14 protein-coding genes are annotated in these 17,422 nt (G+C 62.6%); 9 read left to right on the forward strand and 5 right to left on the reverse strand.

Going from position 1 to position 17,422, the window contains the following annotated elements:
* Nucleotides 1–30 precede the first annotated feature (30 nt).
* A complete protein-coding gene (locus tag AC1RJY_RS19705) occupies nucleotides 31–1,440 on the reverse strand; it encodes a ferredoxin reductase (RefSeq protein WP_014920589.1) in 1,410 nt (469 codons plus the stop codon).
* Nucleotides 1,437–2,741 carry an aromatic ring-hydroxylating oxygenase subunit alpha gene (locus AC1RJY_RS19710; RefSeq protein ID WP_011773246.1) on the reverse strand — a complete coding sequence of 435 codons (1,305 nt, stop codon included), beginning with the start codon at nucleotides 2,739–2,741 and terminating at the stop codon, nucleotides 1,437–1,439. Before AC1RJY_RS19710 ends, AC1RJY_RS19705 begins: the two co-directional genes overlap by 4 nt.
* Nucleotides 2,742–2,910: 169 nt before the next feature.
* Here AC1RJY_RS19710 and AC1RJY_RS19715 point away from each other — a divergent pair, with 169 nt between their 5' ends.
* Complete coding sequence (locus tag AC1RJY_RS19715; protein WP_011773245.1) at nucleotides 2,911–3,843, forward strand: LysR family transcriptional regulator; 933 nt, start codon at nucleotides 2,911–2,913, stop codon at nucleotides 3,841–3,843.
* Nucleotides 3,844–3,863: 20 nt separating this feature from the next.
* Here AC1RJY_RS19715 and AC1RJY_RS19720 read toward each other — a convergent pair whose 3' ends face one another.
* From AC1RJY_RS19720 to AC1RJY_RS19730, 3 genes are all read right to left on the reverse strand, one after another.
* A complete protein-coding gene (locus AC1RJY_RS19720; RefSeq protein ID WP_011773244.1) occupies nucleotides 3,864–4,088 on the reverse strand; it encodes a hypothetical protein in 225 nt (74 codons plus the stop codon).
* Between the two features lie 4 nt (nucleotides 4,089–4,092).
* Entirely contained in the window at nucleotides 4,093–5,007 is a 915-nt protein-coding gene (gene pdxS / locus AC1RJY_RS19725) for a pyridoxal 5'-phosphate synthase lyase subunit PdxS (protein ID WP_498603068.1), read from the reverse strand.
* 161 nt (nucleotides 5,008–5,168) lie between these two features.
* The gene (locus AC1RJY_RS19730) at nucleotides 5,169–5,849 is read right to left on the reverse strand and encodes a GntR family transcriptional regulator (RefSeq protein ID WP_011773242.1); all 681 of its coding nucleotides are present in this window, start codon (nucleotides 5,847–5,849) and stop codon (nucleotides 5,169–5,171) included.
* A 119-nt stretch (nucleotides 5,850–5,968) separates the two neighbouring features.
* Between AC1RJY_RS19730 and purU the strand changes: the two genes are divergently transcribed.
* The 8 genes from purU to AC1RJY_RS19770 all read left to right on the forward strand — a co-directional run bounded on the left by purU (nucleotide 5,969) and on the right by AC1RJY_RS19770 (nucleotide 17,169).
* Nucleotides 5,969–6,883 carry a formyltetrahydrofolate deformylase gene (gene purU / locus AC1RJY_RS19735; RefSeq protein ID WP_011773241.1) on the forward strand — a complete coding sequence of 305 codons (915 nt, stop codon included), beginning with the start codon at nucleotides 5,969–5,971 and terminating at the stop codon, nucleotides 6,881–6,883.
* 58 nt (nucleotides 6,884–6,941) lie between these two features.
* Nucleotides 6,942–9,434 (forward strand): GcvT family protein, encoded by a 2,493-nt coding sequence (locus AC1RJY_RS19740; protein WP_011773240.1) that lies wholly within the window; start codon nucleotides 6,942–6,944, stop codon nucleotides 9,432–9,434.
* A 169-nt stretch (nucleotides 9,435–9,603) separates the two neighbouring features.
* On the forward strand, nucleotides 9,604–10,230 hold the full coding sequence (locus tag AC1RJY_RS19745) for a cyclodeaminase/cyclohydrolase family protein (RefSeq protein WP_498603069.1): 627 nt from the start codon (nucleotides 9,604–9,606) through the stop codon (nucleotides 10,228–10,230).
* A complete protein-coding gene (locus AC1RJY_RS19750) occupies nucleotides 10,227–11,111 on the forward strand; it encodes a bifunctional 5,10-methylenetetrahydrofolate dehydrogenase/5,10-methenyltetrahydrofolate cyclohydrolase (protein ID WP_011773238.1) in 885 nt (294 codons plus the stop codon). The genes AC1RJY_RS19745 and AC1RJY_RS19750 overlap by 4 nt, the downstream gene beginning before the upstream one ends.
* A 10-nt stretch (nucleotides 11,112–11,121) precedes the next feature.
* The gene (locus AC1RJY_RS19755) at nucleotides 11,122–13,440 is read left to right on the forward strand and encodes an FdhF/YdeP family oxidoreductase (RefSeq protein ID WP_498603070.1); all 2,319 of its coding nucleotides are present in this window, start codon (nucleotides 11,122–11,124) and stop codon (nucleotides 13,438–13,440) included.
* Between the two features lie 147 nt (nucleotides 13,441–13,587).
* Nucleotides 13,588–14,805 carry a formaldehyde dehydrogenase, glutathione-independent gene (gene fdhA, locus AC1RJY_RS19760; protein WP_011773236.1) on the forward strand — a complete coding sequence of 406 codons (1,218 nt, stop codon included), beginning with the start codon at nucleotides 13,588–13,590 and terminating at the stop codon, nucleotides 14,803–14,805.
* A gap of 124 nt (nucleotides 14,806–14,929) precedes the next feature.
* The gene (locus tag AC1RJY_RS19765; protein WP_498603071.1) at nucleotides 14,930–16,258 is read left to right on the forward strand and encodes a molybdopterin molybdotransferase MoeA; all 1,329 of its coding nucleotides are present in this window, start codon (nucleotides 14,930–14,932) and stop codon (nucleotides 16,256–16,258) included.
* Between the two features lie 104 nt (nucleotides 16,259–16,362).
* Nucleotides 16,363–17,169, forward strand: a complete 807-nt coding sequence (locus AC1RJY_RS19770) for an IclR family transcriptional regulator (RefSeq protein WP_011773234.1) — start codon at nucleotides 16,363–16,365, stop codon at nucleotides 17,167–17,169.
* Nucleotides 17,170–17,422: the final 253 nt, after the last annotated feature.

Raw genomic sequence — 17,422 nt, forward strand, 5'->3', positions numbered from 1 at the left:
TGCTGGATCTGCTGCCGCAGCTGTCAGCAGTTAGGCGTCGATCACCATATCGGTGCGTGCGGTGGAGCAGCAGGGCAGGAACTTACCTGCATCGATTTCCCGTGCCCGGATCCCGCCCTGGTGATTCATGTCCACCTCACCGGAAAGCTTAACGACCTTGCAGGAGCCGCACATGCCTTCCTTGCAGTTGGCGCCGATCCTGACGCCCGCACGCTGGGCGGGACCGAGGATGTGCTCGGTGGGGTCGATGCGCACGTTGATGCCGGTGCGCATGAAGGACAGGGTAAGGCTTCCCGTTCCCACGGTTTCGAAGCTCGAAGCATCAGGGGCCTCGGCCTCCGCTTCCGCAGCCGAACCGCCGTCGGAGGTTTCGGGCGCCTCAGGGTCGACGGTTTCCAGCGGCAACCCCGTGGCCTGGAGGGGGCCCTCGGCGTCGTAGCCGGGCTCGTAGAGCCCGAACGCTGTGGGCTGGCTTTCGTAGTAGTCCTCGGCGGAATCGGCGATTTCCTCTGCGATTTCTTCGGCGATGTCCACTGCGAGCGCGAGCTCCGCCTGGTATTCGAGGAGTGTCTGACGATCACCCGAAAAGAACTCCATGTAAATGGAGGTGTCGTCGACGCCAACCTTGCCCAGCAGCTCGGTGGCGGTGTTCAAGTAGCCCTCGGGGCCACAGGCATAGACCTGGCGGCCGTTGGCGTCGGGAGCCACCTCATCCAGCATGGCTGCCGTCAGCCTTCCGCTGAGCCCTTCCCATCCCTCAGGTTTGTTGCGGTCGCCCAGGGAGTAGAAGACCTTGATGCGCGAGTCCACGGAGGCGATGTAGGCCAGCTCCTGATGGAAGGCAAAGCCTCCGGCCTCCGCACCGTGGTACAGCACCACAACATCAGCATGTCCGGGCAAGGAGTGGATGGTGCGCACCATGGACATGATGGGGGTGATGCCTGCGCCGGCAGCCAACAGGAGATACCGCGCCCGCCGGTCGGCATCCGGCAAGTGGAATGCGCCCACCGGTCCCAGCATCTCCAGCACAGTGCCGGGTTTGACATTCTGGTGCACCCACGGTGAAACCAGTCCTGTGGCATCGCGCTTGACGCTGATGTTGAAGGTCCAAGGCTCAGTTGGAGAACTGGACAGCGAATAGCTGCGGTCAACCGGGTCCTGGTCCTCGCCGTTCACCGGAAAAGCGATGTTCACATACTGGCCCGCACGGAACGCCAGGGGCGCACCGTCGCAGCGGCGGAACACGAAAGTCATGAGGCCGCCCGCCTCGGGAACGGTCTCCACACATTCGGCCATGAACTCCTGTGGATGCCAGGGACCCAGCGCACGGGCAGCCCGGGCGGGTGCCTCGGTGCTGCCCATGACCCTGTTCCACGGCATCTCAAGTCCGCGAATGCGCTGTGGCTCCTGGATTGCCGTTTCAGTGAGGAGTTCAATCATGCCAAGTGCTCCTGCACGCGCTGCACGTACCAGTTGATGAACGCCTCCACCTGGTACTCGCTCTTCATGTACGGGCCGGGCTCGTAGGCGGGGCTGCCGGCGCCCGTCTGGCACAGCTCCACGAAGGCCTTGTCCTGCAGGTTTGTCTGCTTCCAGGTGTAGGTGAGCTTGTCCAGGTCGTAGTCAACGCCTTCAACGGCGTCGTCGGCTACCAGCCAGGTGGTGCGCACCAGGGTCTGGTGCTCGTTGACGGGGAAGACGCCGAACGTGATGACGTGGTCGCTCTGGAAGTGGAACCAGCTGTTGGGCTGCAGGTGCATCGAGCAGCGGCCGAGGCGGAAGTCCGGCAAGTCACCGAGCAACTTCTTGGAGAGCCTGCGTCCATCAGCCGAGAACGATTCGCCCTCGCCGTCGAGCGATTCACGTGAGATGCGGATTCCGGCGATGCGGGTGTCGAGCTCTTCCACCACCTCGTAGGGAAGGCCGTAGCGGCGGCAACGCTCCTCGAGCGAGGACTGGGCTTCCTTGTTGCGGTCCCACACTTCTTCGAGGTGGGCCGGGATCAGGCCCTCCGTCAGGCCCCAGGTGGGGAAGAGGGAACAGGCAAGCTCCGGGTGTCCGTCGCAGTGGTAGCACTCACGGTTGTTCTCCATGACGAGCTTCCAGTTGCCCTCTTCGATGATGTTCTGCTGGTAGGCGACCTTCGTCTTGGACAGATCGTGGGGTGCGAGGTACGGCTCGAAGATCTTTGAGGTTTCGTCGAAGTCGGTTGGCGGTTCGTCGGCGACGCAAACGAAGATGAGTCCGGCCACCACGCGGCTGTGGGCGCGCTTGAGACCGAAGCAGCCCTTATCGAACTTGGTTTCCCCGGGGGCCGAAGCGTGGATCAGGTTACCTTCGGGAGAGTAGGTCCAGGAGTGGTAGCCGCAGACCAGGTTTCCGGTTGATCCTGCGGCTTCGGTGAGGACGCGGGCGCCGCGGTGGCGGCATACGTTGTGCAGGACGTTCACGCCGCCATCGTCATTGCGCAGCACGATCAGGGAGTAGGGCCCGTAATCGACCGTGATGTAGTCTCCCGGCTCCGGCAGCTCAGCGACGCTGCCGGCGAATATCCAGTGCTCGCCAAAAATTGCTTCCATGTCGATCTTGAAGATCGTGGGGTCCGTGTAGAAGGGGGCATCAAGTGAGTAGCCCGTGCGGCGGAATTCAAACAGCCCGGCGATTTCCGCCAGCTGCTCAGCAGGCAATGATGAAGCGAGTTTTCCGCGTGATTTGAGGGGCAAGTTCACTGGAGCAGTCATGGGTTTCCTCCCGGGAGGCTGGGTAAGCGTGCATTTTTTGGGGATCGCAGGTGCGTCGTCGTCACCGGCGTTATCGAAGTCTTCGTAGTACGAGATTAGGGACGAATGAACTGCAACAAAAGCGCAATATTTTGGAGATAACCATGCACAATAGGTGCATGATGGGTGCATGATCGATGCAAGGCTCAACACCCTTCGTGTATTTGCCCGCTGCGGCACTGTTGGAGCAACAGCTGAACTCACGGGATACTCCCCCTCCGCCGTCTCCGCGCAACTGCGGGAACTCCAGCGTCTGCTTGGAATGCAGCTGCTGACGAAGGATGGCAGGGGCGTGCGATTGACCGCCACCGGCCGCTTCCTCGTGGCGGGCTCAGACGCCCTCGTGGCGGAATGGGAGAGCCTGCGCGCCGCAGCCATGGAGGCCGGCGACCAGGTGCAGTCCCGTTTTGGGCTCGGTGGATTCTCGACGGCGGCCGCCCAGTTGCTCGCGCCCCTCGCCGCCACCCTTCGCTCAACTCGCCCCCTGCTGGAGGTACAGGTCCTCGAGGCCAACCCGGCCCGCTGCTTCGACTTGTTGGTTGCCGAGCGAATCGACCTCGCGGTGATCGTCGCCATGCAGTCCGACACCTATGTTGAGGACGATCCACGGTTCGAGCAGAGGGTTCTGCTCGACGATCCCTTGGATGTGATCATTCCCGGTGACCACCCGTTGGCATCGCGGGAGATGGTAACGCTCGAAGAGCTGGCATCGGAACCGTGGATCACCGAGGCCGCCGGCTCCACCTACCATTCCCTCTTCACCGCGGCGTTCACGGCAGTCGGAGTGACACCCCGGATAGCCCATGAGGCTGTTGAATGGGAAACCCAAATCGCCTTTGTGGGTGCGGGACTTGGCGTGGGCCTGCTGCCGCGGCTGGCGCCACTCCATGGCGCAGAGAACGTGGTTCGACTCCGCATCACCGGCAAAGGCAAGCCCTCGCGCCGCATCGTCGCTGCGGTGCGCAGGGGCAGCATCGCTTCGCCGCTCATCCAGGAGTCGCTCGGCATCCTGCAGGACCGCGCCAATCGGATCCTCACCGCCCGACCCGAAGACGATCTCTGACGTCCGCAGAAACTAGTCGCTCACGCCCAGATCTGGTAGCCCGTCGACTTATCAAACAGCTTCCTGGTGGAGAGCCCCTCCGCCGCTATCCAGAGCACGGAATCATCGTCGGCGGCCTGCTCTACAACCCCTGTGAGAACGTGGTGATCGAGCAGCCACACCTCCACCGTGCGGCCGGTCAACTGGGCCCAATCCTTCCGCAGGCCGCGGCCGTGGATGGTTTTGACCAGACTAAGATCCGTCATTCGCTTACCAGCCGCGCTCTGCGAGGCGGTGGGGCTGGGGGATGTCGTCGACGTTGATGCCCACCATGGCTTCGCCCAAGCCGCGGGAGACTTTGGCGATCACATCAGGGTCGTCGTAGTAGGCAGTAGCGTTCACGACGGCGGCGGCGCGCTCTGCCGGGTTGCCGGACTTGAAGATACCGGAACCAACGAATACGCCGTCGGCGCCGAGCTGCATCATCATCGCAGCATCAGCCGGGGTAGCGATGCCACCGGCGGTGAACAGCACCACGGGGAGCTTGCCGGTGGCGGCAACTTCCTTGACCAGCTCGTACGGGGCCTGCAGCTCCTTCGCCGCGACGTACAGCTCGTCCTCGGGCAGGGCAGCGAGCTTGGCGATCTCCGAACGGATCTTGCGCATATGGCCCGTGGCGTTGGAAACATCGCCGGTACCGGCTTCGCCCTTGGAACGGATCATCGCCGCGCCTTCGTTGATACGGCGCAAAGCCTCACCCAGGTTGGTGGCACCACAGACGAACGGGACGGTGAAGTTCCACTTGTCGATGTGGTTGATGTAGTCCGCCGGGGTCAGGACCTCGGACTCGTCGATGTAGTCAACACCGAGGGACTGCAGGACCTGGGCTTCGACGAAGTGGCCGATGCGGGCCTTGGCCATGACCGGGATGGACACGGCGGCGATGATCGCATCGATCATTTCGGGATCGGACATGCGGGACACGCCGCCCTGGGCGCGGATATCGGCCGGGACACGCTCGAGTGCCATGACAGCCACGGCACCGGCATCCTCGGCGATGCGGGCCTGCTCGACGTTAACGACGTCCATGATGACGCCGCCCTTGAGCATCTCCGCCATGCCCCGCTTAACCCGGCTGCTGCCCGTGAGCGGGATGTGTTCGAAAAGGAGGGGTCTTGTAGTCACGCGATACTCCAAGGGATAAAGGCTGTGATTGCATCACAAGCGCCCGGACACAGCGGAGGTGCAGAGCGAGCCGCATCTGATATCCGGGTGATATATTAGTTGGAGTGTTCAGTATGCAATCACTGCGGCATGGAGTCAACAGCCCGGCATGACACTAAGGCCTAAGCAGCGAACAGCGCCTGACGTACCGCATGCTCAAAGCCGCTGACGTGCACGCGAGCCAGCTCGGCCGCCTTTTCTTCATCGCCGTCAATGACGGCCCGCAGCAGGTCGAGGTGTTCGCGCACATGATGCTCAAGATCAGGGAGGCGATCGAGCACCATGCACCAGATACGTGTCGCCAGATTGTCGTAGCGAATCAGGACGTCCTCAAGGTGCGGGTTCGCGGCCGCCGCATAGATTCCCTGGTGAACACTGGCGTCGAGACGCAAGGTTTCAACCACTGACGCGGCGCTGACATCAAAGTCCTCCACATTGCGCATCACTTCACGCAGGTGTTCTTTGGTGGCGGCGGAAGCAACCCGCGCGGCACGCGCGGCAGCCAAGGGTTCCAGCTGGGCCCGAATCTCTGAAATGAATGCCAGGTCGGTTACTTCAACGCGGGTGGCAAACGTGCCCCGCCGCGGATATGTGATGACCAGCCGGTCCAACTCAAGCCTCTTCAGGGCTTCCCGCACAGGGGTGCGTCCGATCTCCAGCTCCTTGGCGAGCTGATCATCATTGAGGAGGTCGCCGGGCTTGATCTCCAGCATCAGCAGCCGGTCGCGGAGTCGCTCGTAGGCGACATCTGCCAAGGATTTCTTCGTGGCATCGCCAGTGATTGCCAGGGTTCCAAAAGCCACGGCGCCAGCCCTTTCTTCACATCCGAAAAATCTATTGACCTGCCTCAGTCACCAGTATACGCTGAATTCAATCCTAATATATCAGTTCAGGACCCAGGAATATATCTAAAGGAGGCGACATGACCCTCATGGCGACAGACTCACCCGTAAGCACACTGCCCAAGCCGGAAACGCTCAAAGACGAGCAGGCACAGAAGTTCGTACTCACATTGTCGTGCGTAGAACGGGCCGGGATCGTTCAGGCAGTCACTACCTTCCTGTTCGAACGCGGTTTCAACATCGAAGAACACCAGCAGTTCGACGACGGCCTCCGCCAGACGCTTCACCTGCGGACCGCTTTCTCCGGGCCGCTGTCCTACTCGCCGGAGCGGCTCGAAGAGGAATTCAGCGCAATTGCTGACCGCTTCGAGATGAAGTTCAGCTTCCACGACCAAACCAAGAAGCGCGTGTTGGTCATGGTGTCCAAGTTTGGGCACTGCCTTAACGATCTCATCTTCCGCTGGCGGGGCGGTAGCCTGGGCGGCGACCTCGTGGTGGTTGCTTCCAATCACGAAACCCACCGCGCCATGGCCGAGGCTGCAGGACTTCCGTTCGTCTACATTCCCGTTACCCCGGACACCAAGGCAGAAGCTGAGCAGCGGCTGCTGGACCTGGTGGAGGAATACAACGTGGACCTCGTGGTGCTCGCAAGGTACATGCAGGTTCTCTCCGACGACCTGTGCCGCGCCCTTGAAGGACGCGCCATCAACATCCACCACTCGTTCCTTCCCGGCTTCAAGGGTGCGCGCCCCTACCACCAGGCCTATGACCGAGGCGTGAAGCTCGTCGGCGCCACCGCCCATTACGTGACCGCGGACCTGGATGAGGGCCCGATCATCGAACAGGAAGTCATCCGCGTCGACCACAGCTACGGTCCCACCACGCTCTCAACCGTGGGCCAGGATGCTGAAGCCCTGGCATTGTCCCGGGCTGTCAGGTGGCACTGCGAACACCGGGTACTGCTGGACCAGACCAGCACCGTGGTCTTCCGCTAAACCGCGCAATAGAACACCAGCAGACTCACCCCTTTAACTTTCAGCAGGAGAAACTTTCATGACATCGACGCCTCGCATTGTCATCATCGGCGCCGGGATCGTCGGCACCAACCTCGCCGACGAACTGGTCACCCGCGGTTGGAACAACATCACGGTCCTTGATCAGGGACCCCTGAACATGCCCGGTGGCTCCACGTCCCACGCACCCGGCTTGGTCTTCCAGACCAACCCTTCAAAGTCCATGGCACTCTTCGCCAAGTACACGGTGGAAAAGCTTCTGTCCCTTACGGAGGACGGCCAAAGCTGCTTCAACCAGGTGGGCGGCCTGGAAGTTGCCACCACCGAGACCCGCCTGGCTGACCTGAAACGCAAGCTCGGCTACGCACAAGCGTGGGGCATCGACGGCAAGATCCTCTCCCGCGAGGAATGCAAGGAGCTGTACCCGCTCATCAATGAGGAAGACATCCTGGGTGGCCTCCACGTCCCCACCGATGGCCTGGCGCTTGCAGCCCGCGCCGTCCAGCTGCTGATCAAGCGCACGGAGGCCGCGGGCGTGAAGTACATCGGCAACACCGAGGTCACCGGAATCGAGCAGTCAAACCGCCGCGTGACCGGCGTCGAGACCGCCGACGGCGTGATCCCCGCGGACATCGTGGTTTCCTGTGCCGGTTTCTGGGGTGCGAAGGTAGGCGAGTTGATCGGGATGTCCGTTCCCCTCCTCCCGCTGGCACACCAGTACGTCAAGACGACTCCCGTGCCGGCACAAAAGGGCAAGAACGAGCTGCCCAACGGAGCCCAGCTGCCCATCCTGCGTCACCAAGACCAGGACCTCTACTACCGCGAGCACGGTGACCGTTACGGCATTGGCTCCTACGCACACCGACCCATGCCCGTGGACCTGGACGAACTGGGCAGCTACGAACCCAGCAGCATCAGCGAGCACAACATGCCCTCCCGCCTTGACTTCACGCTGGAAGATTTCCTGCCCGCGTGGGAAGCAACCAAGCAGATCCTGCCGGCACTGCGCGAAAGCGAAATCGAAGATGGCTTCAACGGCATCTTCTCCTTCACGCCGGACGGCGGCTCCCTGGTGGGCGAATCCAAGGAAGTGGACGGCTTCTTCGTGGCCGAGGCCGTATGGGTCACCCATTCAGCCGGCATTGCCCGCGCCGTTGCCGAACTGCTGACCACCGGCAAGTCCCAGATCGATCTTGGAGACTGCGATATCCACCGCTTCGAAGAGGTCCAGCTGACGCCCGAATACGTCAGTGAGACCTCCCAGCAGAACTTCGTGGAAATCTACGATGTGATGCACCCGCTTCAGCCCAAGCTCTCTCCCCGCAACCTTCGCGTCAGCCCGTTCCACGCACGTCACAAGCAGTTGGGCGGCTACTTCCTTGAGGGCGCCGGATGGGAACGTCCGTACTGGTTCGAGGCCAACGCCGAACTCCTCAAGGAGATGCCGGACGACTGGCAGCCCCCGGCCCGTGATGCGTGGTCCGGAATGTTCAGCTCTCCCATTGCTGCCGCCGAGGCCTGGAAGACCCGCACCGCGGTGGCCATGTATGACATGACCCCGCTGAAGCGCCTTGAGGTCTCCGGCCCGGGAGCCTTGAAGTTGCTGCAGGAACTCACCACCGGCGACCTTGCCAAGAAGCCCGGCGCCGTCACCTACACCCTGCTTCTGGATGAAGCCGGTGGCGTGCGAAGCGACATCACCGTGGCCCGCCTGAGCGAAGACACCTTCCAGCTTGGCGCCAACGGCAACATGGACACCGCCTACTTCGAGCGCGCGGCCCGGCACCAGACCGAAAATGGAGGCGCCGGAGACTGGGTCCAGGTTCGGGACACAACGGGTGGCACCTGCTGCATCGGTTTGTGGGGACCCCTTGCCCGTGACCTCATCAGCACGGTGAGCAGCGACGACTTCTCAAATGACGGCCTGAAGTACTTCCGTGCCAAGAAGGTGACCATCGGAGGCGTCACTGTCACTGCGATGCGACTCTCCTACGTGGGCGAACTCGGCTGGGAGCTCTACACCAGTGCCGACAACGGGCAGCGCCTCTGGGACGCTTTGTGGAAGGCCGGCCAGCCGTTCGGCGTCATCGCCGCCGGCCGTGCCGCCTTCAGCTCGCTGCGACTCGAAAAGGGCTACCGCTCCTGGGGCTCGGACATGACCACCGAGCATGACCCGTATGAGGCCGGCCTTGGATTCGCGGTGAAGATGACCAAGGAGAACTTCGTCGGCAAGGCCGCCTTGGAAGGGCGCAGCGAGGAAAGCTCGGCCCGCCGCCTGCGCTGCTTGACTGTCGACGACGGCAGGAGCCTTGTGCTGGGTAAGGAACCGGTGTTCTACAAGGACCAGGCGGTGGGTTACGTCACCAGCGCGGCCTACGGCTACTCGGTCCGCAAGCCGATTGCCTACGCCTACCTGCCCGCTGCAGTGTCCCTGGGAGACTCCGTGGAAATCGAGTACTTCGGACGCCGCATCCAGGCGACCGTCACCGAGGATCCGCTGTACGACCCCACCATGAGCCGGCTCCGCGGCTAAGAGCCTCACGGCCAACGACAGCATGCGGCCCGGACCTATCCCCCCTCACTGACAGGGTCCGGGCCGCAGCTTTCCCTTTTCTTAGTTAGCTCTCTTCTTCACTCAGCCTTCTTCTTCACTCAGCTCTCTTCTTCACTCAGCCTTCTTCTTCAGTCAGCCAGGAAGACCCATGATCAGTTCAGAAACCATTAGTGATTACCTCTCCAGGCTTGCTTCACGTCAGCCCACACCCGGCGGAGGCGCGGCCGCGGCACTGCACGCGGCCCAAGGTGCTGCGTTGGTAGCCATGGTGGCCCGATACACCACCGGCGCAAAATATGAGGAACATGCCGCACTGGTCACCCGGATCACCAGCGCCGCCGACCACCTGGGGGTGGAAGCCTTGCGTCTCGCGGACGCGGACGAGCACGCCTTCCAATCCGTCATCGACTCCTACAAGCTCCCGTCCGGCACGGAAGAACTCAAGGCCGCCCGCACAGCAGCCATCCAGGAAGCCCTGGTCCAGGCTGCCCATACCCCCGCGCAGCTCATCAACGTTGCCGGCGAAGTGGTGGACCTTGCTACGGAACTGTTCGACGTAGCCAATCCCAACGTCATCAGTGACATCGCCGCTGCTGCCGATGCAGCCCGCGCAGCTGCCACCACGGCCCGGGTCAACATCGACATCAACGTAGTGGCCATCAAGCCCGGCGAAGCCCGTTCCCGCTTGGCGGAGCAGACGGACGGGATTGAGGACAAAGTGGTTCTCGCCGTCGATGCCCTGGTGAAGCGTGTCCGCGAAAGGATCCTGTCATGACCACCGAAGTCCTTTCCGGCAAGCCGCTCGCTGCCATCATCCAGCAGCGCGCCCACGAGGAAACGGCTCTCTTGGATGATGAGGGCGTCCGGCCGGTCCTGGCTGTTGTTGTGGCAACGGACGACGAATCCACGCACTGGTACGTCCGTTCCATTGAGCGTGCCGCCGGGCGTGCAGGCATCGGCTGCAGGATCATCGATCTTGGCCACGACGCCACCGAGCAGGTTCTGGCCAGTGTCCTGGCGGACCTCAGCGCAGAACCAACCGTTCACGGCATCATCCTTCAGACTCCCCTGCCGGCTGCCGTCCGCGCTGACCGGCTGGTGGGCCTCATCGCTCCGGAAAAGGACATCGACGGTGCCAATCCCCTCAGCCTGGGCCGCTTGGCTGTGGGGCAGCCCGCCTTCGCGCCCGCTACTGCCCAGGCCGTGGTGGAGTTGCTGGACCACTTCCAGATCCCGGTAGCGGGACGGAACGTGGCCGTCGTCGGACGTTCCGCCGTGGTGGGCAAGCCGCTGTCCCTGCTCCTCCTCGAAAGGGACGCGACCGTCACCATCTGTCATTCCAAATCGGGACCGCTGGAACGCTATACCCAGCCAGCCGACGTCGTGGTTGTCGCCGCAGGGCGAACGGGACTGCTGAAGGGCAGCCACCTCTCCCCCGAAACTGTAGTGATCGACGTCGGCACGAACGTCCTTCCCGACGGCTCCCTGGTGGGTGACGTTGACGAGGCCAGCGTCACCGGCGTTGCAGCCGGGTTGAGTCCTGTCCCGGGAGGCGTAGGATCAGTCACCACTGCGCTCCTGCTGCTGCACACCGTCGAAGCCGCCCGGCAGCAGTCCCGCAGCGGCTTACTGACTGCTTCCACTTCCCGGATCTGAAGGATTTCCCATGGCGTCCAAAGCCCCCCGCGAGAACATTGACGAGTCAAAGCTGACCGTCACCAAGCCCAAAACCAAGGCAGTGGGCATCCCGGCTGTTGCCAACGCCTTGAAAATCTCACTCGAACAGATGGGCCCACTGCGCAGCGTGCAAACCCTGCTCGCGGTGAACCAGCTCGATGGGTTCGACTGCATGGGTTGCGCCTGGCCCGAGCACGAAAAGCGCAACGCCGCGGAGTTCTGCGAGAACGGCGCCAAAGCCGTGGCAGAGGAAGCCACCCGTCGCCGCGTCACACCGGAATTCTTTGCCCAGCACTCCGTTGCCGATCTCAAGACCCGCGATGACTTCTGGCTGGGGCAGCAAGGCCGGCTCACGCATCCAATGTTCCTTGACGAAGGCGCAACCCACTACAAACCCATCGACTGGGACGACGCTTATGACCTCATGGCCGAGGAACTGCGGGGCATGGAACACCCTGATGAAGCGGTCTTCTACACCTCCGGCCGGACCTCCAACGAAGCAGCATTTGTTTACCAGCTTTTGGTTCGCGGCTTGGGCACCAACAACCTCCCGGACTGCTCCAACATGTGCCATGAATCCTCCGGCTCCGCGCTGGTTGAAACCATCGGCATCGGCAAGGGATCTGTCAGCCTGACGGACTTGGAGACGGCATCGCTGATCTTCGTGGCAGGCCAGAACCCCGGTACCAACCACCCCCGCATGCTCAGTGCTCTGGAAAAGGCGAAGAAAAACGGCGCGATCATCGTTTCCGTCAACCCGCTTCCCGAAGCCGGGCTCCTGCACTTTGAAAACCCCCAGCACGTGGCCGGCATGATTCAGGGGACCCAGCTGACGGACGACTTCCTGCAGATCCGCGCCGGCGGCGATCAGGCCCTCTTCCAAGGTCTGGGCAAGTACCTTCTGGAGGCTGAAGCTGACGGCCGGAAGACCCCAGGCTTGGAGACGGTCCTGGACCACCAGTTCATCAACAACCACACCGTGGGTATTGATGACTATCTCCGCTACCTGGAAAAGGTGGAATGGGATGACATTGTGGAGGCAACGGGCCTCACGTTGGAGCAGATTCGTTCGACGGGTGAGCGGCTGCTCGCCTCCAGCGCAACCATCGTGTGCTGGGCCATGGGACTGACCCAGCACAAGCATTCCGTACCCACCCTGCGGGACGTGGTCAACGTCCTGCTGCTCCAAGGGAACATCGGCAAGCCTGGCGCGGGCGTCTGCCCTGTGCGCGGCCACTCCAACGTCCAAGGCGACCGCACCATGGGCATCTTCGAGAAAATGCCGGAAACGTTCCATGACCGTTTGGACCAGGAGTTCGAGTTCCGGTCTCCCCGCGAGCACGGCTATGACACCGTGGCCGCTATCCGCGCCATGCGGGACGGACGAGTCCGGTTCTTCATGGGTATGGGTGGCAACTTCGTCCGGGCTGCCCCTGATTCAGAGGTCACCGAGCAGGCACTGGCCAAGACCCGGTTGAGCGTTCAAATCTCCACAAAACTGAACCACTCGCACCTGTCCACGGGTCGACGGGCGCTGATCCTGCCCACACTCGGGCGCACCGAGAAGGATACCCAGCGGACAGGCGACCAGCGGGTCACCGTGGAAGACTCCATGAGCGCCGTTCACGCATCACGGGGACGTCTCAAGCCCGCAAGTGACCACCTCCACTCGGAAGTGGCAATTGTCTGCAATCTGGCACACAGGCTGTTCACCGACGGACACCATCGCCTGCCCAAAACACCCCAGGCCGCGTGGCTCTCCCTGAGGGATGACTACTCGCTGATCCGGAAGCACATCGAAGCAGTCTTTGATGGTTTCGAAGACTTCGAAGCGCGGATCCAACATCCCGGCGGCTTTGTGCTGCCACACCCGCCGCGCGATGCAAGGAAGTTTGACACCACGTCCGGCAAGGCACACTTCACGGGCAATGAACTGGAGTTCATCAAGATCCCGCCCGGCCGGCTGGTCCTCCAAACCCTGCGCTCACACGACCAGTACAACACCACCATTTACGGCAAGGACGATCGCTACCGAGGTATCCACGGCGGCCGACGCGTAGTGCTCGTCAACGCCCAGGACATCAGCGAGCTGGGTTTTGCTGACGGAGACATGGTGCACCTCATCTCCGAGTTCCAAGGAACGGACAGGCGAGCCGAGAACTTCCGCATCGTGTCGTATTCGACGCCGAAGGGTTGCGCCGCCGCGTACTACCCGGAGACCAACGTCCTGGTGCCTTTGGATTCCGTGGCGGATACCAGCGGAACGCCTACGTCAAAGTCCGTGATCATCAGGATGGAAAAGGCGTAGATCCACAACAGAGTTGTCCACATGTCCGATGGTCCGTGAATGGTGCTTCGGTGGCCTGAAACCTGGGGAGGTATTTCCTCATCGAAGCACCGCTTTCGGATCATTGGGCAGCACATTTCAGCAACAGCCAAAGAATAGGGAGTGACCATGTCAGGAAACAGAGCAGTCGCCTACAAGGAACCTGGTGTCGTGGAGATCATTGACACTGACTACCCAACGTTTGAGCTCAAGGACGGGCCGGGCGTCAACCCAGCCAACGTCGGGCGGAAAGTGCCGCATGGCGCGATCCTGCGAACAGTGACCACCAATATTTGCGGTTCGGACCAGCACATGGTCCGGGGTCGCACCACAGCCCCGCAGGACCTGGTCCTCGGCCACGAAATCACCGGCGAAGTGGTGGAAGTAGGGCCCGACGTCGAGTTCATCAAGGTGGGCGACATCGTCTCCGTGCCGTTCAACATCTCCTGCGGCCGCTGCCGGAACTGTAAAGAACAGAAGACCGGCATCTGCCTCAACGTCAACCCCGACCGCCCCGGCAGCGCGTACGGCTACGTCGACATGGGAGGCTGGGTGGGCGGACAAGCAGAGTTCGTCCTGGTTCCCTACGCCGACTGGAACCTGCTGCGCTTCCCGGACCGCGATCAGGCCCTGGAAAAGATCATGGACCTGACCATGCTCTCGGACATCTTCCCCACCGGCTTCCACGGCGCCGTCACCGCCGGCGTGGGCGTAGGCTCCACCGTTTACGTGGCAGGTGCCGGGCCCGTGGGCCTTGCTGCTGCCGTCGGCGCTCAGCTGCTTGGCGCCGCCGTCGTGATTGTGGGCGACATGAACGAGGACCGCCTGGCACAGGCGCGCTCCTTCGGCTGCGAAACCGTCAACGTGTCCAACGGCGATCCGAAGGAGCAGATCGCACAGATCCTCGGCGTGCCTGAGGTGGACTGCGGCGTGGATGCGGTTGGTTTCGAAGCCCGCGGGCACGGTAAGGATGCCTCCCACGAGGCTCCGGCCACCGTATTGAACTCCCTCATGGACATCACGGCCGCCGGCGGATCCTTGGGTATCCCGGGCCTCTACGTCACGGGCGACCCGGGCGGAATAGACGACGCAGCCAAGCACGGTTCCCTTTCGCTGTCCCTGGGCACCGGCTGGGCCAAGTCCTTGTCCTTCACCACCGGCCAATGCCCGGTCATGAAGTACAACCGTCAGCTGATGATGGCCATCCTCCATGACAAGGTCCAGATAGCCAAGGCAGTCAACGCCAAAGCCATCCCGCTCGAAGACGCTCCGCGCGGCTACGCCGAATTCGACGCGGGCGCGGCAACAAAGTTCGTGCTGAACCCCAACGGCTACGTGAAGGCGTAGTACGAACCAGACTCAGTACGCACCACACGGATACCGGGGACTGCGCGGCAAGAATTACGGGAAGGCCGTGCAGTCCCCGGTATCTGCGTCATACCAGCAGCACCACCTCAGGAAGCGGACAACCATGCTTGCACAAGCTACCTTCATCGACGTTCCCGGCCCCACGGTTTCGGCCGAACGAAGGCATGCCCCATCCTGGGCCGAGGCCCGGCAGCTGGCATACCACTGTGCCGGCCCGCTCCCACCGCTGAACCTGCGCCCCGCCGTCGCGATCGGACGCACGCTCACCGCCAACATCACAGCGTCCCAGGATCTCCCGCACTACGCGTCGTCCGCCATGGACGGCTGGGCCATCAACGGCAACGGTCCGTGGGTAATGACGACGGCGGGGCTGCCGCTGTCACCGGGAGAAGCAAGCGTCATCGCCACGGGAGGATTGATCCCTGCAGGCGCCTCAGCCGTCCTGCGCAAGGAAAGCGGCGTGGTTGTTGACGGAGCTGGCGGCGCCCGCCAGCTGACACTCAAACCTGACGCGAAGCTCGGAGAAACACTGCCTGGCCGGCACATACGTCCTGCCGGAGAGGAAGCATCCGCAGGCGAGGTCCTCATACCCGCCGGAACGCTCCTCAATCCTGCCCACATTGCCCTGGCTGCGGTGGCGGGGAGCGACGAACTGCAGGTACAGCGCAAGCCGAGTGTCGCCGTCGTACTAACCGGCTCGGAAGTAGTGACCTCAGGTGAGCCCGCGCCGGGACAGGTCCGCGACGCGTTCGGCCCGCAGCTGGATACTGTCATTTCGCAATTGGGCGGGGAGCCCCGTGGCCAGATCAGGATAGGCGACTCGTACGACGAGTGGCTTGCGGCGCTGGCCGGCGGTCAGGCGGGCCCGCTGCCCGGCGGTCAGGCGGGCCCGCTGCCCGGCGGTCAGGCGGGCCCGCTGCCCGACGTGACGATCACTACCGGCGGAACGGGGAAATCAGGGACAGACCACTTCCGCGATGCCATTGCGGCACTCGGTGGCCGGCTCCTGCTGGACGGAATCGCCATGCGGCCAGGTCATCCGGCGGTGATGGCGGAACTTCCCGATGGCCGCTTTGTCATCGGGCTCCCTGGAAATCCCCTGGCCGCCATGATGGCACTCATGACCCTGGGCGAACCCCTGTTGGCGGCCTTGGGAAACCGGCCTCTCCAAAGTGCCATCCTGATGACGTCGGGCGCGGACATCGATCCGGACCCGGGACGGACCCGGCTCATGCCCTGCACCCTTGTCCACGACCTCGTGTTCCCCGCCTCCCACACGGGTCCAGGCATGATGCGGGGTCTTGCTTGGGCAGACGGATACATGGCTGTTCCCCCTGCCGGTGCAGCAGCTGGCACGCCTGTTCAGGTCCTGCCGCTGCCGTGGACGACATCCTTCAGTTCCGAAGTCCGGACACGAGTCCCCATGGTGTGAAAGGGTCCCTGCAAAACTCCGTCTAGGATGAGGAAAGACGAGGGTGCAGGCCGGACAGGGTTATCAGCCCAAGGCGGCCTGCCTGGACAACGACACGGGGCATCATGGCCGAACGCAACCACGCGGACACTGACAAGGGCGCAGACGCCCAAGGCGGCGGCGTCCAATCTGTGGACCGCGCGCTCCAGATCCTGGAAATCCTGGCCCGCGAAGGCGATGCCGGAGTGAGCGAAATCGCAGAAGAAATGGGCATCCACAAATCCACCGTGTCCAGGCTGGTGGGCTCCTTGGTCAACCGCGACATCGTCCGGCAGAACAGTGAGCGCGGCAAGTACCAGCTGGGCTTTGGGATCCTCCGCCTCGCATCGTCAATTCCGGGCAGGCTAAGCGTGGTGCATGAGGCGCGGGAAGTCCTTGAAGCACTGGCAGCCGAGTACAAGGAAACCGTCAACCTGGCCGTCCTGAGGTCCAACTACGCTGTCAACGTGGATCAGGCGATGGGGCCCTCCACACTGGCCACTTACGACTGGGTGGGCAGCTTGACGCCGCTGCACGCAACGTCCAGCGGCAAGGTTCTCCTTGCTGCACTGACCGCCGACGAAAGAACCCAGGTCTTCAAGGCAGTGGGCCTGCCCGCACGAACGCCACGAACCGTGACAAACCGCGGGGAGCTGGAAAAGCAGCTGCTCGACGTGGCCCGCAACGGGTACGCCACAGTCCACGAAGAATTTGAAATCGGCCTTACTGCCGTTGCTGTGCCCATCTTCAACCACGCGGGCAGCGTCATTGCCGCCGTCAGCATTTCCGGTCCGGCGTTCCGCTTTTCACCCGAGGAACAGCCAGGGCTCATCAAGAGCCTCCGGGAGGCGGGACTGACCATCAGTGCCCGTATGGGCTACAGGCCGCGCTAGCTACCGCGGCTCAGCCATACCCTCACTACTTTCCGGAACGAAGCTCGCCGGAGTGACGCTCGCTGTCCCCTGATGCCATCAGGGACGCGTTATTCGCAACCCCATCCATGATACGCAACGTTTCTCTTCCAGCCAATTGATATATCAATTTGCTGTTAAAGAGCGGGAAACCCTTGACTTTGGATGTGACGGAGCGCACTCTGTTGCATAGCGCGGATGTTGTTGATTCCTGCGGAACACGCCCTGGAGCATC

This window comes from Arthrobacter sp. GW822-FHT05G07, from assembly GCF_058799755.1.